The organism is Mesorhizobium sp. M7A.F.Ca.CA.004.12.1.1 (assembly GCF_003997835.1).
Taxonomy (GTDB): domain Bacteria; phylum Pseudomonadota; class Alphaproteobacteria; order Rhizobiales; family Rhizobiaceae; genus Mesorhizobium.
In genome coordinates this window covers 1-17,595 of record NZ_RZRK01000019.1, presented here as the reverse complement: position 1 = coordinate 17,595, position 17,595 = coordinate 1, and the positions used below count along the sequence as shown (strand labels likewise).

Annotated in this window: 11 protein-coding genes and 3 pseudogenes; 9 read left to right on the top strand and 5 right to left on the bottom strand. The window is 56.8% G+C overall.

Translation table 11 applies throughout. The features are described from left to right. Nucleotides 1-693: 693 nt before the first annotated feature. The gene (locus tag EN984_RS02095; RefSeq protein WP_127266823.1) at nt 694-2,493 is read right to left on the bottom strand and encodes an ABC transporter ATP-binding protein; all 1,800 of its coding nucleotides are present in this window, start codon (nt 2,491-2,493) and stop codon (nt 694-696) included. Between the two features lie 637 nt (nt 2,494-3,130). Here EN984_RS02095 and EN984_RS02090 point away from each other — a divergent pair. Next, entirely contained in the window at nt 3,131-3,880 is a 750-nt protein-coding gene (locus EN984_RS02090; protein ID WP_127266824.1) for a LuxR family transcriptional regulator, read from the top strand. Between the two features lie 16 nt (nt 3,881-3,896). On the opposite strand, the pseudogene EN984_RS02085 reads toward EN984_RS02090, so the two are convergent. Then, nucleotides 3,897-4,132 (bottom strand): annotated as a pseudogene (locus EN984_RS02085) (transposase); the annotation flags it as partial. A 718-nt stretch (nt 4,133-4,850) separates the two neighbouring features. Between EN984_RS02085 and EN984_RS02080 the strand changes: the two are divergent. The 4 genes from EN984_RS02080 (at nt 4,851) to EN984_RS02060 (ending at nt 9,600) form a co-directional block, all read left to right on the top strand. After that, the gene (locus EN984_RS02080; protein ID WP_236383545.1) at nt 4,851-5,567 is read left to right on the top strand and encodes an SPASM domain-containing protein; all 717 of its coding nucleotides are present in this window, start codon (nt 4,851-4,853) and stop codon (nt 5,565-5,567) included. Nucleotides 5,568-6,622: 1,055 nt separating this feature from the next. Beyond that, complete coding sequence (gene ectB / locus EN984_RS02070; protein WP_127206334.1) at nt 6,623-7,879, top strand: diaminobutyrate--2-oxoglutarate transaminase; 1,257 nt, start codon at nt 6,623-6,625, stop codon at nt 7,877-7,879. Continuing rightward, on the top strand, nt 7,872-8,711 hold the full coding sequence (locus tag EN984_RS02065; protein WP_126104996.1) for a hypothetical protein: 840 nt from the start codon (nt 7,872-7,874) through the stop codon (nt 8,709-8,711). The genes ectB and EN984_RS02065 overlap by 8 nt, the downstream gene beginning before the upstream one ends. Before the next feature lie 145 nt (nt 8,712-8,856). Beyond that, complete coding sequence (locus tag EN984_RS02060; RefSeq protein WP_127266826.1) at nt 8,857-9,600, top strand: class I SAM-dependent methyltransferase; 744 nt, start codon at nt 8,857-8,859, stop codon at nt 9,598-9,600. A gap of 327 nt (nt 9,601-9,927) precedes the next feature. Here EN984_RS02060 and EN984_RS38075 read toward each other — a convergent pair whose 3' ends face one another. The 3 genes and pseudogenes from EN984_RS38075 to EN984_RS02050 all read right to left on the bottom strand — a co-directional run bounded on the left by EN984_RS38075 (nt 9,928) and on the right by EN984_RS02050 (nt 12,407). Beyond that, nucleotides 9,928-10,164, bottom strand: a complete 237-nt coding sequence (locus tag EN984_RS38075; protein ID WP_206517394.1) for a hypothetical protein — start codon at nt 10,162-10,164, stop codon at nt 9,928-9,930. Between the two features lie 198 nt (nt 10,165-10,362). Further along, a pseudogene (locus EN984_RS38525) lies at nt 10,363-10,555 on the bottom strand (IS110 family transposase); the annotation flags it as partial. Between the two features lie 613 nt (nt 10,556-11,168). Continuing rightward, the gene (locus tag EN984_RS02050) at nt 11,169-12,407 is read right to left on the bottom strand and encodes an acetyl-CoA carboxylase biotin carboxylase subunit family protein (RefSeq protein WP_127266829.1); all 1,239 of its coding nucleotides are present in this window, start codon (nt 12,405-12,407) and stop codon (nt 11,169-11,171) included. 944 nt (nt 12,408-13,351) lie between these two features. On the opposite strand from EN984_RS02050, the gene EN984_RS02045 reads away from it, so the two are divergent. From EN984_RS02045 to EN984_RS02030, 4 genes and pseudogenes are all read left to right on the top strand, one after another. Continuing rightward, on the top strand, nt 13,352-14,569 hold the full coding sequence (locus EN984_RS02045; protein ID WP_127266827.1) for an acetyl-CoA carboxylase biotin carboxylase subunit family protein: 1,218 nt from the start codon (nt 13,352-13,354) through the stop codon (nt 14,567-14,569). Between the two features lie 299 nt (nt 14,570-14,868). Further along, a pseudogene (locus tag EN984_RS38520) lies at nt 14,869-15,003 on the top strand (oligopeptide ABC transporter ATP-binding protein); the annotation flags it as partial. Nucleotides 15,004-15,092: 89 nt separating this feature from the next. Continuing rightward, entirely contained in the window at nt 15,093-16,496 is a 1,404-nt protein-coding gene (locus EN984_RS02035) for a CapA family protein (protein ID WP_127266831.1), read from the top strand. A 668-nt stretch (nt 16,497-17,164) separates the two neighbouring features. Beyond that, a complete protein-coding gene (locus EN984_RS02030; protein ID WP_236383542.1) occupies nt 17,165-17,509 on the top strand; it encodes a transposase in 345 nt (114 codons plus the stop codon). Nucleotides 17,510-17,595 lie beyond the last annotated feature (86 nt).

Genomic DNA, 17,595 nt, shown 5'->3' with positions numbered 1-17,595 from the left:
GTGTGGCAGTCGTCACGACGCTGGCCTGTTCGCTGCTGCTTCAGGCCTGCTATTTCGGCTGCGTGCTCTTTTTCGCGGACGTCGATGATCTGTAGAACTGTTCATTCGCTCCGCAGAGGGCCGGCGAATCCAATCTCTTCCTAAGCCCGTTGGCCGTAATAGAAAGACACGAGGCCGGCGAGTTCGTCCTCAGCTGCCACTGTGCTAGCAAGGGAACGGAATCCAATCCCGGAGCAGATGGCCAGAGTTGAGCGAAGACTGCGGTCGGAGCTCCTGCGCTTCCGGGTCTCCAAGGGGACGACTTTGCGAACCGAAGGGACTTTGAAGCGTTGACGTGGTCGGCGTGCGGTAGGTTGGGCCAGCGACAGGGATCCCAGCCGGCCGGGAAGCACCGCCCTCTCAATGTGCGTTGACTTCGCTTCCTTTGGCAAAATGTGGGTAACGGCGAGGGCCGGGCCGTCGACATTCCCGCCCTTTTGGTGCGTGCGCCGTTAGGCGCGACAATTCGGTGCCCGCGTGTAACTGCGCGCATTCGCCGAAGCTTAGACGTGGTGCATTCCCGCTCGCCCGCTTGGCGGATAGTTCCGGCCGTGCTGGTTTTGCCGGCCGTAACGCCCGCCGCTCGTCGGTAAGGCCTCACTGCCACACGCCTCTCCGGCAACGGCTCGGCGCGTCGCGCAATCCGGTTGGCGCTCAGGCCAGGCCCTTCGCTAGCTCCAACGCCTGCCGTTCGAACAGGCGGCGGTAAATGCCACCATCGAGATTGATCAGCGCGGCATGATCGCCGTCCTCCATGATGCGGCCACGGTCGAAGACGAGCAGCCGATCGAGCGAGCGGACCGTCGACAGCCGGTGTGCGATGACGAGTGTGGTTCGGCCCACCATCAACCGATCCACCGCTTGTTGAATGAGCACCTCGGATTCCGAATCGAGGCTCGATGTGGCCTCGTCCAGAATAAGGATCGGCGCGTTCGCGAGGAAGGCGCGCGCGATCGCCACGCGCTGGCGCTCGCCGCCGGAGAGCTTCAAACCCCTTTCGCCGACCAATGTCCCACAGCCCTTCGGCAGGGGCGCGATGAATTCGTGGGCACTTGCCAGCCGTGCCGCTTGCTCGATCTCGGCCCGGCTCGCGCCAGGCCGGCCATAGGCGATGTTCTCGGCAAGCGACCTGTGAAACAGGATCGGCTCCTGCTGCACGATCGCGATCTGCGAACGAAGGGACTCTTGGGTCACCTCGGAGACGTCCTGACCGTCTATCAGGATCCGGCCGCCGCTCAGGTCGTAGAGTCTCTGGATCAGCTTCACGAATGTTGTCTTGCCGGAACCGGAGGGTCCAACCAACCCAACCCTTTCGCCAGCTTCAATCGACAGCGAACATTCGCTATAGAGCGGCAGGGGATGGTTGGCGTAGCGGAAGTGGACGTTCTCGAAATCGATACGGCCCTTCGTGATCCGGATCGGCTTGGCCTCTGGACGATCGGCAACATCCACGTGCTGATTGTGGATGGCCACTAGTTCTTCCATCTCATTAACCGAGTGCTGCACGTTGCGGACATGCATGCCGGCATCACGCAGATAGCCCTGCAGGACGATGAAGCACGTGAGAACATATGCTATCTCGCCCGGCGTTGCCTGTCCATGCGACCACAGAAGCAGGGCATATCCGACCACCGCCACCCTGAGCGCAACCAAAGTTACGCCTTGGGTTGAGCCGATGATCGTTCCGCGCACCCAACTCCGGCGCGCGCGGTGCCGCCATTTCGTCATGATGTTTGCAAGCCGCTCGTCTTCGCGAACCTCTGCGCCGAAGCCCTTGACCACAGCGTTGCAACTGACCGCGTCCGCAAGCGCGCCGCTGAGCCTTGTGTCCCATCGGTTGGCAAGGCTCGCCGCTGGCGCGACATAGCCGAGCGACAGCGAAATCGAAAACGCAAGGTAGACGAGAGAGCCGCAAGCAAAGATCACGCCCATGACCGGCCAGTGCCAGCCGAGCAGCACCGTCGAGCCGATCAAGATGACAAACGACGGGAGCAGCGTGACGAGTATCGTGCTGTTGAGGAGGTCGAGCGCCCACATGCCGCGCGTTATCTTGCGCACTGTCGAGCCGGCGAAGCTGTTTGCATGCCAGTCTGTCGAAAAGCGCTGCACATGATGGAACGCTTCGGTCGCGACGTCGGAAATCATTTTCAACACCAAGTCGTTCAGGCCAATTAAGGCGACGTGGCGCATGGCAATGGAACCGAGTGCCAATGCAATCGGTACAGAGAATGCTGCAACAGCTGCCGAAGCTGGTGCTGCCGCATTAGCAGCACGAGAAACAGCGTCGATAAGTCGGCCAGAATAGAGCGGCATCAACACGTCAGCCAGCGTGGAGGCGAGCATCGCGGTCATGATGATCGCGAGCCGGGCCGGCTGCCTGTTCCAGAGGCGAACAGTGAAGGCGAAAACGTCGCGACAAGTGGCGCCGCGCCCATGGACGGGGAAACGTCTCATAGTTTCCAAGCGGGCGCATCAACACGCTCGGTCCCAAAGACGATAAAAGACAAAACTGGAATTTCGACCTCCCCCATAACAGCATCAATTTTGGCGGGCAGCTCTTGCCGCCTCACGACGGTGAGTTCAAAAGTCGTGCCAACTGAGCGGGAACATCCGAAGGACAAATTCAGCAGGTTACCGAGCCTGGAGAAAGTCAGCCGCCATCCAGTCGAATACGATTGCTACGGCTGCTCAACTCGGGAGATTGGAAAAGAAGGTCGATGTATCGATTGAATTTTGAGCTTGTTCTTGCCTCGATCAAATAAGTACAGTTGCAATGCAGCTTTCTCAGGCCCGGCACTTAGGTGCTGATTTCAAAAGCGCGCCGCGAATACTTTCCTGCCCATATTCCGTCAATCGAATGCTCGACTGTCGGATTGTGCGCTCCCCGACACAGTGCTGTCGGTTCGCCTCCTGGGTACCTCCCCCGTCGATTGACGACCTGAAGGAGAAGCTTCGCTCGCAAGCTGGCACGACTCTTGAGGGTACTCCAGGTGGCGGAAGGAACTCCGGCTCGAGTCCCGTTGACTTCGGATGTTGCGAGGCTGGGTTGGAGCAAACTGTGCACCAATGAGAACGCAATGAAGGAGACATCATGGAACTCCGGCGGATTGCGGTGGAGTTAGACCTATTCCTCAAGATGACTGATGATGTCGCTCAATCCGAACAGTTGTTCGAACTGTTGTCTGCGTTTGCGCTGAATTTCGATTGCCCGTGGATTGCCTATGGGTCGCTCGCATCAGAACAGAGGGTTTTCAAGCCGAACCGAGAGGGTTCTGTGGTGATGTGGAATTATCCTGCTGAATGGCAGGAGCGCTACTCGAGAATGGGCTATGCCAAAATAGACCCACTCATCAAGAAAGGTCGAAAGGAGGCGGGACCCTTTCGATGGAGCGAGGTGTATACCGATGAAAGCATAACTGAAGATGGACGCCGCGTCTTGGACGAAGCAGCAACATTCGGCTTGAGGTCAGGCGTTACCGTCCCATTACATGGCCCTGGTGGCAGCTTTAGGTTTGTGAGTTTTGCTCAATCCTCGGACTGCGAATTGCAGAATAGAGCGATCACCTACCTGCAAATGGCCGCGCTGCGGTTTCATCGGATGGTTACGAAGTTCGACACTACGACTGCGTCGGAACGAGCTCATAACCTGTCTCCGAGAGAAATAGAGTGCATTGATTTGGTGTCACAAGGAAAATCATCTTGGGAAATAGGAACTATTTTAGGCAGATCACGAAATACGATAGATTTCCATTTAAAAAATGTAATGCGGAAGTTGGATGCGACCAGCAGAACGGTAGCTGTTGTAAAAGCTTTGAACCTTGGGATTATCGAACCGCCGTAGGTGCGCAGCTAGTTCTCCGCCCGTAGTAGCGCGCGTGATAGCCGAGACGCTCCGGCGTGCGCTCGCTCTTCGAAGCACCCAGCGCCTCGTCCATCTCGGCCTCGAGCACCTCCTGCATCACGGCGCGAATCACCTCGTGCAATCCATCCGGCCTCGAAAGCAAAATGTCGTTGACGCTGCTATGGCGGATTTATCTTCAGGCTTGGTCCTGGTGGCGATGCTGAGTTCGCTTCGCTGAGATTGGGCGGTCATGACAGGGTGGTGTTCAATGTCACCGATTCCTGGAAGAAATTACCATCCGTATTAAGCGACTGACGATGAGTGATGTGTGTCCAAAATCTGACAGCTGTCAGAAAACATGTCGGGTTCAATACAGCGGAGCGTCTTAGCTCTGTCGGGCTTTTCGAAGCCTATCTCGCAGTAACTGCGCGCCAGGCGCACTAGCTCGGCCTTTGCTGGTCGATGTGCGGCAATATAGTGTGAGGGCTGACCCGCATGAGAACACGGAACTCGCTCGATGAAGGATGATCGACGGCATCCAGAAAGCTTCTCTCCGGCGGGTTCGAGGGTGCTGCGCGCGCATCTCGGCGACGGGCCAGCGACCAACGGTTGAGGCTACATCTCCGGAGCGAGTGATGCCTCGAAAGATGCAATGCTGTCTCTGGTCCGACGCGCTGGAAGTTTGTGAAGGTCGGCCCGGCAAGTCGGTGAACCGGGCGGCTTAGGCTGCCAAAAAGGGTAGATGTCTGCGTTGCCTCGGTAGATCAGCAGGCGGTATCAGAAAGCCAAAGGCACACGCACACCATCGTGGCGCTTCGCAGGAAGTAGATGGGAGTAATCACCAGTGATTTTACCGGAACTTCGCTCAGCAAACACAGCCGGCAGGGTTTTGGAGATAACGACGACCACGGGATGCGTCGTAGGATGTTCATATTGTCCCCAGGACAAGTTCGCGGTCCGGCAAAGAAAAGTGTCTCATGCGAGTCATCTGGATCTTGAAGATTTCAAGCGGTGTCTGGCCCGCGTACCGACTTCCGTCGACATTGGTTTTGCGGGATACTCCGAACCTTGGCTCAATCCGGACTGTACCGAAATGGTGGAGCACGCCTTCGCCAAAGGCCATGGCATCAGGATTTTTACGACGCTGGTGGGAATGAACGGGCAGGACCTGCAACGATTGCAAGCCTTGCGCTTGGGCGTATTCGTGGTTCATGTTTTCGATGATGGCACCTACATGAACAGCCGCCTGGTCGGAGACAAGTATCGCGATCTGGTTCGTCAACTCGTCGACGCGGATATCCCCTTGATCCGGTTCGTGGCTTTGGGCGAGCCCCACCCAGATATAGCCGACATTATTCCTACCGAAGCACTGATAAAAGCGCGGCCCATGAGCAGTAGGGGTGGAAGCGTCGACCCTAAGATCGTTGCACCACGTCAGCCAGTGGTCGGAGCCCTAACCTGCGTGGACGCACGACAGTATCGGAATGTTCTTCTTCCAAACGGCGACGTTACCCTGTGCTCTATGGATTTTGAACGGCGTCACGTATTGGGCAACCTTCTATATGAGGGTTACTCCGCTCTGTTTGAAAAGCCAGTTTTTCGCGAAATCGTCGACCGCATGAATGGAGCAGATGGTTTTCTGCTTTGCAGGATGTGTGAATTCGCCGACCCAAACGACCGGACCTGAGTGCATGCCGGCCGAGAGGGCGTGCCTGGCAGTGCGGATGGCCCCACGACAGATGCACCTGCCCGCGACGCCATCGTGTTTTCACGTTACGCCAGTATGTTCCTGTAGGCGCGGCAGTGGGCCTCGAGCATTTCGGAGACGAGCTCATCGAAAGGTCTTCGCCTTCCAACCGAGCTTGTCGGCCTGCCTAGCTTGAGGTAACGCCGATCACAGGTCAACCATCGGTCGGATGGAAACAGTGTTAGTCGATCCCGATCAGAGCTTGATTGCTTACTCACGGCTCACCTCGTCAACGCCTTCACCCTCCCGGACGATCTCCTTTTCGACTCGCCTGAAGGCAGCAGCGCAGCTGCGGCCGGGGATGGTTGCCGTCGCGGTAGTGGACGTTCTCGAAACCGATGCGGCCCTTCGCCAGCGCGTCTCCCGGTTGCTTCCGCCTGGCCTACGAACGGGCTTTCCGTCAAGGGGGTCCACGGCGGCCCCGCCCTCTTGATCCGGGGGCTCGGGCCAGTCATCGCGCAAGAGATCGGAATCCGCATTCTTCTCAAAGAGAGCGTGGCTTTCGCTGTGTCATCGGTCATCAAATAGTTTCTTGAATCAGGTTGGTGTCCGCAGCCCGAGGTTGAACGGCGAATATATTGATGACCGCCGCGAAGCCGCTCGCTCGCTACGGCGCTATTGAGGAGCGCGCTCGCGAGCGGCTTCGCTACCGCCGAGCGACACAACCTCTGGCGACGCGACCCTGCTGATCTCCTTGGACATTTGTCCGGAGGCGCTATGGGCAGCGATGGGTGGGGTACGTCAACTACCTGATGCCATAGTAGCGATGCTTTCGCGGAAGCTTTAGAAGCCATCCTGTTGCAGCACATTCTCCGAAAGCATCCGAATGGAGGGCAACGCAACCCAACAATATTTGATGAGGATGCCGGCATCACCAGACTAACCAAGGCTGCCTCCGGCATTCTGCTCTCAATGTTAGATGACGAACATCTACCGCGAGCAACCAGCCATTAATCGCTCTCTTCTTTGAACGACCCAAGTGCAGAGGACTCAATATGAACACCGACCCTTTCACGGCCCATGAGTCCAACGTTCGTCGCTACGGTCGGTCGTTTCCCGCCGTCTTTGCGAGGGCACTTGGGGCCACCATCTGGGACGAGACCGGTAACGCATACATCGACTTCCTCGTTGGGTCCGGGGCGCTCAATTACGGGCACAACAATCCGGATATCATGGCGCCGGCGATTGAATATCTCGTCGGTGAGAACATTCTTCTGTCGCTTGATATGCATACGGCGGCAAAGCGTGACTTCATTGAAGGGTTCGTCGATTGGATCCTGAAACCCAGAGGCCTTTCATACAAGATTCAGTTTCCTGGGCCGACCGGCACGAACGCCAACGAAGCGGCTCTGGCGCTGGCGCGAAAATACACCGGCCGCTCGAGCGTCATGGCCTTTACGAATGCGTTCCACGGCATGTCGCTCGGCTCTCTAGCGGTGTCGGGCTCGGCCTCAACCAGGGAACTGGGAGGCGTCGCTCGCCACGATGTGATCCGTGTTCCCTATGACGGCTATCCGAGCCAAGCTTTCGATTCCGCCAGTTACATCGACAGCGTTTTGAGCGACCCGGGGAGCGGCATAGAAAAGCCTGCCGCAATCATTCTGGAGACCATCCAGGCGGAAGGCGGCATGAACGCCGCGTCTGCAGCTTGGCTCATGGAAATTCAGCGCATTTGCCGTACTCACGGCATTGTTTTTATCGTCGACGATATTCAGGCGGGTGCGGGCCGAACTGGCGATTTCTTCTCATTCGAGTCCGCGAAAATCGAACCGGATATTGTGTGTCTTTCCAAGTCACTAAGCGGTTCAGGTAGTCCGCTGTCCATCGTTCTGATTCGACCCGACTTGGACGTATGGAAGCCCGGAGAACATAGCGGGACCTTCAGAGGCAACAATTTCGCCTTCGTGACGGCAGGAGCCATGTGCAAGATGTGGTCGGATAGGAAATTTACTGCAGGTGTCGAGCGGACAGCCGTCAGGCTGCAAACGCACCTCGATCGCCTGGTTGCGAAATTTCCGAGGTACATCGAACAGAAGCGCGGCCGCGGTCTGATGGCCGGCCTGAAATGCCGTTCACCGGCAGTTGTCGGCCGCGTGCACGATGTCGCATTCGAAAATGGCCTTCTTATCGAATCCTCGGGGCCAAATCGCGACGTTATCAAAGTCCTCCCACCGATAACCATCACCGATGCCGAACTCGATCGTGGCATCACCATCCTTGAACACGCACTACAGGAGCAAGACAATGCCTAGTCAGATGTCTCAAGTGCCAGCCATCTCGCCGGTTTCGATCAAAGAACGGACCGGCTCGATCAACACTGCGGAAATCATCTCGGTCCTGAAAGGTGAGCTCACCGCTCTGCACATCAAGCAAGCTTTCAGCACCGAAGTAGCCGAGGAGATCACTACGAACTTTATTGGAAGCTCCGGTCTCAGAGAGCGTAAAGATGGTGTGCCCGGACAATATGTCGGCGCATCTCACTACAGAAAGGATGCAGCCACCTATTTCGCAGACGCCGAAAACGCGCGGCCGTACGTCGATGCCCTTTTTAAGAATTTGGTTGACCCGGTTCGAGCGGTATTCGGGGCGTTGAAGCGAGAGCTTCACAACCAGGGCATCGAATTGCGGCTGGCGCGTTCCGAACACGGCCAGGCCAATGTTTGTCGCGGCCTCAGTTGGTCGGGCACAGGCACGTTTTCCTTGGATCCCCACGACGACGTCGCTCAAGTCTTACGTGCTGGCGATGATTACGAGCTTTCTGCGGTGGCGCACAATACGGTCGCAGCGCTCAACCTCTATCCCAGCATGCCTGAGGAAGGCGGCAATCTGAAGCTCTGGAGCCACAAGCCGACGGTTGCGGACCGGATATCGCAAGGTGTGGAGACCACTGGATACCCCTATTCGGCAGCCTATCTGGAGGCCGTCCCTTGCCGCGAGTTCGAGCTCAAAACTGGGGATATCGCCCTAATCGATGGCGGCTTCGTTCACGGGGTTACCGGTCAATCAGGCAACGGAAAGCGTCGCGTGCTGCTGAATTGCTTTTTCGGATTTGCGCGGCCAGATCTTGTTCTCTGGTGGACCTGAAGCGGGACTGACCGGCTTCCTCCAGCGCCGGTCACTTTGGGCTCGTCCGCGTAAGTGGGCAAAAGTATATGGCGGCAAAATCTTATGCCGCAGTTAAAAAGCGCGCACAGTGAGAATAGAACATCAAGCATAACGAGGACACACGATGTGTGATGCGACGAACTATGACGAGAATTGGGCAGACGTTTATGAAATATATACGACAATGCAAGGTAAGACCGGAGAGGCAGACGAAACTGCCGCTTTCTTAGAGCGGTTTTCCTGTGGAGGGATTGCTCTTGAACTTGGCATAGGAAACGGACGCGTGGCTGTGCCGTTGAGCGAACGTGGTGTAAAGGTCGAAGGTATCGACAATTCGGGCGCCATGTTGAAGCTTCTCGCCGACCGCACAGATCTTATCAAAGCGTGGAAAGGGAGTATTGTCGATTTCAATTCTGTTAAGAGATACAATCTGATCTATTCTGTATATGGTACTCTGACCCTGCTATTAAAGCGCGAAGACCAAATATCCTGCCTGAAATGTGCGGCGCAGGCTCTTGATGAAGCTGGGGCTTTGGTAATAGAGGTGCGCGTGCCAATATTAGATGGCTTCCTTGGGGGTATAAAGGTTACTATGACTACCACAACCGTGGATTCCGAGAATACCTTCGTCAAGGCGGAAGCTCACGATTCGCTCAACCAGAATTTGATTTCAAACCTGTTTTGGTTTTCTGGTACGTCTGTCCGGCGATTGCCAGAGCGCGTTCGTTACGTTTATCATCAGGAGCTCGATAGCATGGCCCAATGCGCAGGGCTAGAACTGGTGGAACGCTGGGGCGATTGGGCGGGCGGTGCGTTCACGGATAGGTCCAAACGGCATATCTCAGTTTATCGAAGAATGGGACTGTAGTTTCGACTAAATATATAAAGGCCGCGCTTTGATCGTGCGCACGGGAAGTCCGTGGCGTGGCCTTCCAGCCTCTTTCTGAAGTTGGAACACCGTCTTCACCGCGATTGGGTCAAAGCCGATGTTCCGTTGGGCTGTTAGAGGTCTGTTGGACTAGCCTAACATGAGTTCGCCATGATCGACGCAACCACAGGTCTCAAAAGGGCGACCCTTAGCCAAGCCGTAGACCGCTCCAAAGGCGGCATGACTATGCGCTCACCGATGCGCTCGGCATCTCGTCCGCTTCGTTCTCCTGCCAGGACATCGTTTACATGCGGTGGGCGTCACCCGCTAATAGACGGCATAGCCTTCGGCGAGCCGATTGCCGATTTTCGACAGCAACACCGTTATTGCCGATCTGAACGAACGCGCGCCAAGATCGTCATCTCGCAGCATCGAGGCGCGCCTTGCCTCTGCCACTCGATCTCGAACTCTATATGTCGTCATCTGATCGAGAACGTCTTCTGCAAGCTCAAGGACCTCAAGCGTATCCGCCGCGCGAGCTGACAAAACCGACCAATGCTGCAACGCAATCACCCTCTCGCAGCCGCCGTCATAAACTGACGATGAATTCAACAGGCCTTAGTAGACACCTGAAGAGGTGGAGCGAGGCGCCGACCTCCAAAGCGATGGTGCCGGTCACCGCTGGCGGCGCAAGGCTAGGGTCCACGTCCTGACCAGCGAACCACGATCTTTGGCCGACACGCCGAACACGCGCGGCGCATCATGCTTGAGCATGAAGGCGCTCACTGCTGGCAATGGAGCTGCGGTGTCTCGGCCGCGGCGGGCGGCGCGAACGAGATCGCGCTTTGCTTCGCGGCAACCCATACCGCCGTCAGTTCGCCGGCGCGGAGCAGCCTTGCCAATGAAAGAGCATCCCCGTTTGTCCTCATCTGATCTCCTACTTCCTTAGGACCAGCGGCGCGCGACCGCGGTTCATTGATGGCCGAAGGAACGGATCAGCCCGGTAGAGGCCAAAGCCGGTTGGGCTGCCTAGGTGAAGTGGATCCAATGGCACCCTTGGATAATGCAGCGATCCGTCTAGGAGATGCGTCGACCTCGCCGAACAACCGAACCTCATTCCTCCGCTTCGCAACATCGAAGCGGCAAATGCTTCCCTATAGTCTGCCACGGCTCGCCCTCTTGTTGTGACGACCAGGCTCCTACCGTCCGAGCCACCAACCCTAGGAAGGGCAGTTTAGGGCGGGCAGCAGCGGATCGCACCTCGAAGCTCGTCCTCGAATTGTATGGGAAGGACACCCCCGCCCTCTCAAGAGACTTCTTGCTACTCTTGTACATGGCCGTTCCCTATCGGATCCACACCCGTGCTCACCGACAACGGCATTTAGGTCAAGACGCCCGACGCCGGCGGTTCGGCCGTGCCATTGATCAAGGAGGCCATCGCAAATGACAAAACGCCTCTGGCATGCTTTCGAATACCCCTGCCCCGATGGAACGAGCACCAACCAAGGCAAGACATCCGTTTCGCTCCGAGACTACATTTAGTGGCCCTTTTGACGAACGGTCGCAAATTACTCCCGTTGGCCATGTTGCTGAAATGGGGTAATCGACCACTCCATCGAGTCGATTGCACGCTGAAGTGCTGTCTCCGTTTGAGTTGGGCAGGCCGACACAGCGATGACATGTCCGATGGTATCTCGGTAATCTCCTTTCCTGATGATCGGAGTTTTGGGTTCGACGTATAATTTCACCTCGGCGACACCTGGTATAGCAGTGGCCCTGTCGACATTCATTGAGGCAAACATGCCCTCGCGATCAGGAACGAGGAATCGCGCGGCCGCAAAATTCGAATGCCATTTGCGCAAATCCCATTCCTCGCCGATAGCAAGCTTGATGTGCTCGGTGATGAGGTCGATGCCGTAGGCCAACTGAACCAGCCGAGGGGTGGTCCCACCTGGGAGACGCGGATTAACTTCAATGACCATTAGACCACGCTTCGTCCATCGAAATTCGATATGCGCTGGACCCCAGTCAAGGTCGAGAATTCGCAAACAACTCAACGAAACACTGGCGATCAGTTTGTGCTCTTCTTCTGTCAGCAGGGCCGGAAAGGAGAAATGGCGATAGACGAAATGGGGTAGGGGTCCGAAGCTAGCGGCGCAAATTCCGATGACGTCGTTACCCATTGTGTAAGAGCTATACTGGGCTCCGTTCGCGAATTCTTCGACGAGTAATTTTGGGGTTGACTGGCAAAGGTACTTTTCGCCCAACAGGTAGGTCGTATGTTTGGCTAACTCATCGAGGTTGCGGCACAATCGGACACCGCAGCTCCCGCTGCCGACGGCTGGCTTAAGAACTACCGGCAGCCCAATCTCTGCGGCAGCGCTTTCTACCTCCATAGCATCCACTGCCAAGCGGTAAGCAGGCATAGCAATCCCAGCCTCCGCTAGAAGCTGACGTTGAGTGAACTTGTCGCAGCATCGTTCAACCGATGCGGGGTTCGGTCCCGGAAGACCGAAATGCCGACAAAGCTTGCCAACTGTCGCATAGATCGACTCGTCGAGCCCCGAGAAGCCAGTGATACCACGAATGTCATAGGTAGTACCTAGTCGGGAACATTCATGAACCAGCGCATCGATGTCGTCTGTATCGACGCGGACGGCATCAATCCCTTCCGCAGCAAGATATGTGTACTGAGCTGGATCAGCCGACAAGGTAATTGTATGAAGCCCAAGACTCTGGGCCGCTTTCACGTAGGGCAGACCGATGCTCCTGTGGCCTTCTAGCAGAATGAGCGCTCTATTTGTCATTTGGTATTGCCTCTCGGTGATGGCCAAGTCACGAGCGTTAATCGGTGTCACCTTTTTCGCGTTCTTTTGTCATGCTCGTGCTGAAGAGTACCAGCGTCAGCGCAAAAGTTCCGTGAATCTATTGTAAAGATTTGTGCGCATGTACACTCGCGAGATGCACCTCGGCGCTCCGCCAGGCTTCGGATCAAGATTTTCGCGTCCGCCGATGGCACATTCGATGCGCCTTCCAGATAATGTCGCGAATCGCTCCCAGCAACAACCCCCTCGAGCCGGAGCCAAGGCGTAGCTGACCCTGGCATAACGCTAAGTTCAGGCCGCTGCGACTGAGGCGCGTAGATCCCGCTCTCGCTCTCTATCGTAGGTGGTGGGAAGCTACCCGTGGTCGTGGCGGCCATCTCGCGCGTAAATAGTGAGTTTCCCACCGTGGCCCAGCCCCGGTGTACAGCGGACTGGGCCGAGGCTCGTCAACGACGTGCCCACAGGAGGCGGCCAACTCGACGGTGCGCGTTGCCTTGGCTTCGTTCCCGAGGCGTGGGTACAGAACGCTAGACCAATCGCAATTAGAGAAGCCCGCTTCGGTCAGCGCGCTTATGATGCGACTAACGACGTCAGTATGGCCCAGATCCACCTTTGTTGGCCAGCGTCATGGCGGCAAAGCAGTCGGACTGGCTGGAACTGCACACGGTCGGGGATGGAGCTCAGAGACGACGGTTGACCAGACTCTCGTCCGCGGGTTGGATACCCTCCGTGTTTTCGTCTCGGGGCTTCCTGGTCGAAAGGCGGGCGGCGGGTGAATTGGCTCAGCCACATTGAAACAATATCTTCAAGTAACTTTACCATCTCTTTGCAAATAAACGTCCTCGAAAATGCTACCTCACCGCAGGCCCACAGTTGGTTGAATTCGCTCGGGCCGCCGTGTCGCACTTATCCGAGGGTCAATAGCAATGGCAAGAGCGCTCATCCTGATCGAAGGTTCAAGCAACGGACCTCTTTATATGCAAGCAGCCAAGCGTCTTGGCCTTCATCCAGTCACACTATCGGCTGATCCAGCTAAGTACACATATCTTGCTGCGGAAGGGAATGATGCCGTCCGCGTCGATACAGACGACATCAATGCGCTGGTTCATGAGTGCTCACGACTAGGTACTACCTATGACATTGCTGGAATTACTGGCTTTGTGAGCCGCGGGGAGATTGTATATGTGACAGTTGGTAGGCTCTGCCGACATTTCGGTCTCCCGGGGCCGAATCCCGAGTCTGTTGAACGATGCTGCGACAAGTTCACTCAACGTCAGATCCTCGAGGAGGCTGGCGTTCCCATTCCCCTTTATCGATTGGCAGCAGATGCGACGGAGGTAGAAAGCGCTGCCGCAGAGATTGGGCTGCCGGTAGTTCTTAAGCCAGCTGTCGGCAACGGTAGCACCGGTGTCAGATTGTGCCGCAACCTTGATGAGCTAACGCAACATACAACATACTTGTTGGGCAGCGGGAAGCGAATTTCGCGCCCCCCCCGTAGGATGCTTGTCGAACAATTCGCAGAAGGTCCATACTACGAAGCCGAGATAATGGGCAAGTCAGTAGTTGGTGTTACTGCCGCTGAGTTCGAAGCCCCCCCACATTTCGTGTTTCGTGAGAGCATCTTTCCGGCCCTGCTCAGCGATGATGAACGCAATTGTATAGCCGACGTTTCGCTGAGCTGTCTGGAGGCTCTCGGACTTGGATGGGGACCGGCAAATATAGAATTCAGGTGGACAAACCGTGGCCCAGTCGTCATTGAAGTCAATCCGCGTCTAGCGGAGGGTATCACTCCTCGGATAGTCCGGCTAGCCTATGGTGTCGATCTCGTCGCGGAACATATCAAGCTCGTCATCGGCAACGAATGGGACTTGCGCAGTAGGCATTCGCACACCGTGGCCACACGGATCCTCGTTCCGGATCGCGACGGCATTCTCGATTGGATCGAAGGCGACAAATTAGCGGCTGCTATACCAGGTGTTGTAGAAGTTGAACTGTACGTTGCATCCAAGGACCTGATTGTTAGGAGAGGCGATTGGAGAGACCGCATGGGACACGTCATTGCCGCTTCACCCAGTCCGATTCTGGCCAAGGCGATACTTCAGCGTTCGGTCGACCTGATCGATTGGTCCATCATAGATCGATGAGCAGCCCCTAGCGGCGGAAGAGGGGCGGTGAGGTACTGATTCTTTTACCTGTGCAGGATCGCCTCACGGGCAATCGGCTAGGGGGCGTGGGTTTTCTGGTGCTCAGTCTGCCGACGAGCAGAGCGTTTTGGCCGGGGCGACTGTCGCGCAACAGGATCACCGACCAACTTCGGTCGCACTCTCGCATCAGAAGCCCCACCCTCCGGAAGAAAGGCTTCAAAAAACTTTAAAATAACTTTAGTGATTGTTTGCATTCTTAGATTGTCAACAGTGGTAACCTCGCGGCGAGTTAGGAGCCCGAGCGCTGCCGCAACGAAGTCCCCCCTTTGGTTCCAATGGCAGACGGGCGCGTCGTGGCCTGTCATGTGCGGGCTCCGGCCAGAGCCGCGTCTCCGAAACCGGCTGAGGCGGTCAAATCCTCGCTATTTCTGTGAGACAGTCACAGATCAGTTTATCCGAACAAATTTTCCACGAACAGACGCGAACACTCGAGATGCGGTCAAAGGAGGCAATAGAATAATCTATGGAAAGAAATCACGAAAGCGGCTGTCGTTCAACTCAACAGGTTGGCAGCTATGATACAGTCGGTTCAATTGCCACGAACGTTGCCGATGGCTTCAAGATGGTAGCGGTTGGCGACCTTATTCTGTCGCGGGCGCTGATGAAAGGCCACCATTCCGGTTTTGCGGATGTCGTCGAAATCCTTCGTGATGCCGATGTCACGTTCGGGAACATGGAAACCCTCATCTTCGATATCCGGTCATTTAAGGGAAGCCCCCAGGCTGAGTACGGTGGTGCGTATCATATTAGCCTGCCGGAGATCGGACCTGACTTGAAAGAGATGGGCTTTAACCTGGTGAGTCGGGCGAACAATCATACCCTCGACTGGGGCCTCGAAGGCATGCGCGAGACGAGCCGAGTGCTCAATGAGAACGGGATCATCCATGCAGGTGCGGGCGAGAACCTCGCACAGGCCGGCGCTGCTCGCTTCTTGGAGACCGCTCGCGGTCGCGTGGCATTGGTGTCATTTGCTGCATCGTACTGTTGCATGGCTCGTGCGGGCGATCCCGCCGGCGAGGCACCTGGCAGGCCAGGACTCAATGCTCTTCGTTTGACGAAAAGCATCGTGGTTCCTTCGGAGATGCTGGAAAATTTGAGGCAAGTACGAGAAGTCTTGCCGTATTATTGTCCTCCCGGACGGGATCCAAGCCGCGTTGTCATTGACGGTACTACATTCAAGGCCGGCGAAAAAGCAGGCTATAGCTTTGAAGCCGATTCGCGTGATGTTGCTGAGATTCTACGAAATGTTCGTCGGGGCAAGCAATTCTCTGACTTCTGTATCGCTACAAACCATGGTCATGAACAGGAATGGAGCGACGAACCGCCTGACTACGAACAGTCGCTTGCCCGCAGCCTTATCGATGCTGGAGCGGACGCGTACATTGGCCACGGGCGGCATCAACTGCGAGGTATCGAGATCTACAAGGGTCGACCAATCTTTTATGGCTTGGCGAATTTCTTTTACGATGACCTCCGAACGCCTGCGGGTGCGGACATGTTCGCTGTTCACGGCATGGATCCAAAAGTTGACACGGATGCTGAGGTCAGCATCCACGAGCTGGCAAAAGGATACCCGACCGCAGAGGGGCTTGTGGGAGGGCTCTCTGACCAAATCTACTATGAGAGCGTTATCTCCGTCAGCCGCTACGAGAACAATCAGCTCGCTGAGTTGCAGCTCCACCCGGTTGAACTCGGGCACTCGAAGAGGTTTGCCAATCGGGGCGTGCCGCGTTTCGCCTCGGAGCCGCAAGCAACTGCCATTCTGGGCCGGCTCCAGAGGCTCTCAAAGCAATATGGCACCCAAATCGACATCAAAAAAGGTGTCGGATTTATCCGCCCGCAGCCTTCGCGCAATGACAACGAATGAAGCAATGCTGGCGCTTGCTGTCATCGGGGCGAACCTCACTGCTGGACGGCGCTGATTGGGGCCACAGCAACGAAATTGCGCGCTGTGACAGAGTTCCTGCGCGGTGTGGCCGTGAGCCGAGCCTCATGCGCGGCGAAATTTGTCGATATCTGCATTGATTGCTTTTTCCGCCCGCGCCTCGCGCTTGATGGAACGAATGAACTCCAAAGGGGGTGGTCTGCTGTATGTATACCGCGCCGTCCAGCACGATGCGCAAGCCGGACCCATGAAGCGATACGGGCTGAGGCCGTGGAGCCTGCCAGATATCGCGGGGTCGAGGCCGAAGGGGGCGGCGGAGCCTGCGTAGCCGAACGCGAACGGTAGGTCCAGCGCGATCACTTCTTGCCGGGCCTAGCCTGCACTAATGGGCGAACATATGCTGAACGACTCCGCGCAAATGCAAGGCCGGGAGTTGATCCGGAAGCATACTTGGCACACTATGTTCTAAGGCCGGAAGAGGTTGTCTGAGGACGCACCCCACCTACTGCTTTAAGCCACCAGATCGTTTGCGACTGCGCGGTGGCCCGTACGCCTCCGGCGAAGGCCGCCTTGCGAGAGGAGGGCACGGTAGCGAGGCTGCGCTCTTAGGGTCGTCCTTACGAGCGAAGTTAGCAGCACAGCATGAGCATGTGACGTTATTGACCGGGCCGGAGCGGCGGCGTCGTTGGAGTGAAGCGGATCAGTGCCGGATACTGGCCGCGGCATTCGCGCCCGGGGCCACGGTGGCGGCGGTGGCGCGTCAGTACGATGTCGCGACCAGCCTGATCTATAAGTGGCGCCGCACGGTGAGAGCCCGCGAGACGGACTTTGCCGAAGTTGTCGTGGCTCCCGACGAGCCTGTCGCCGTTTCCCGGCCCGCGGCATCACCAGCGGTGATCGAGCTGGAGGTCGGCGGCAAGGTGCGGCTGCGGAGTCCGCTGACCACGCCGCCAACACTGGCGGCGGCGATGGTGAAGGCGCTGGGCGTTTCATGATCCCGGTCCCGAGCCAGGTGCGGATCTGGTTGGCGGTCGGCCGGACCGGTATGCGTCGCGGGATGCAAGGCCTCGCTCTGCAGGTT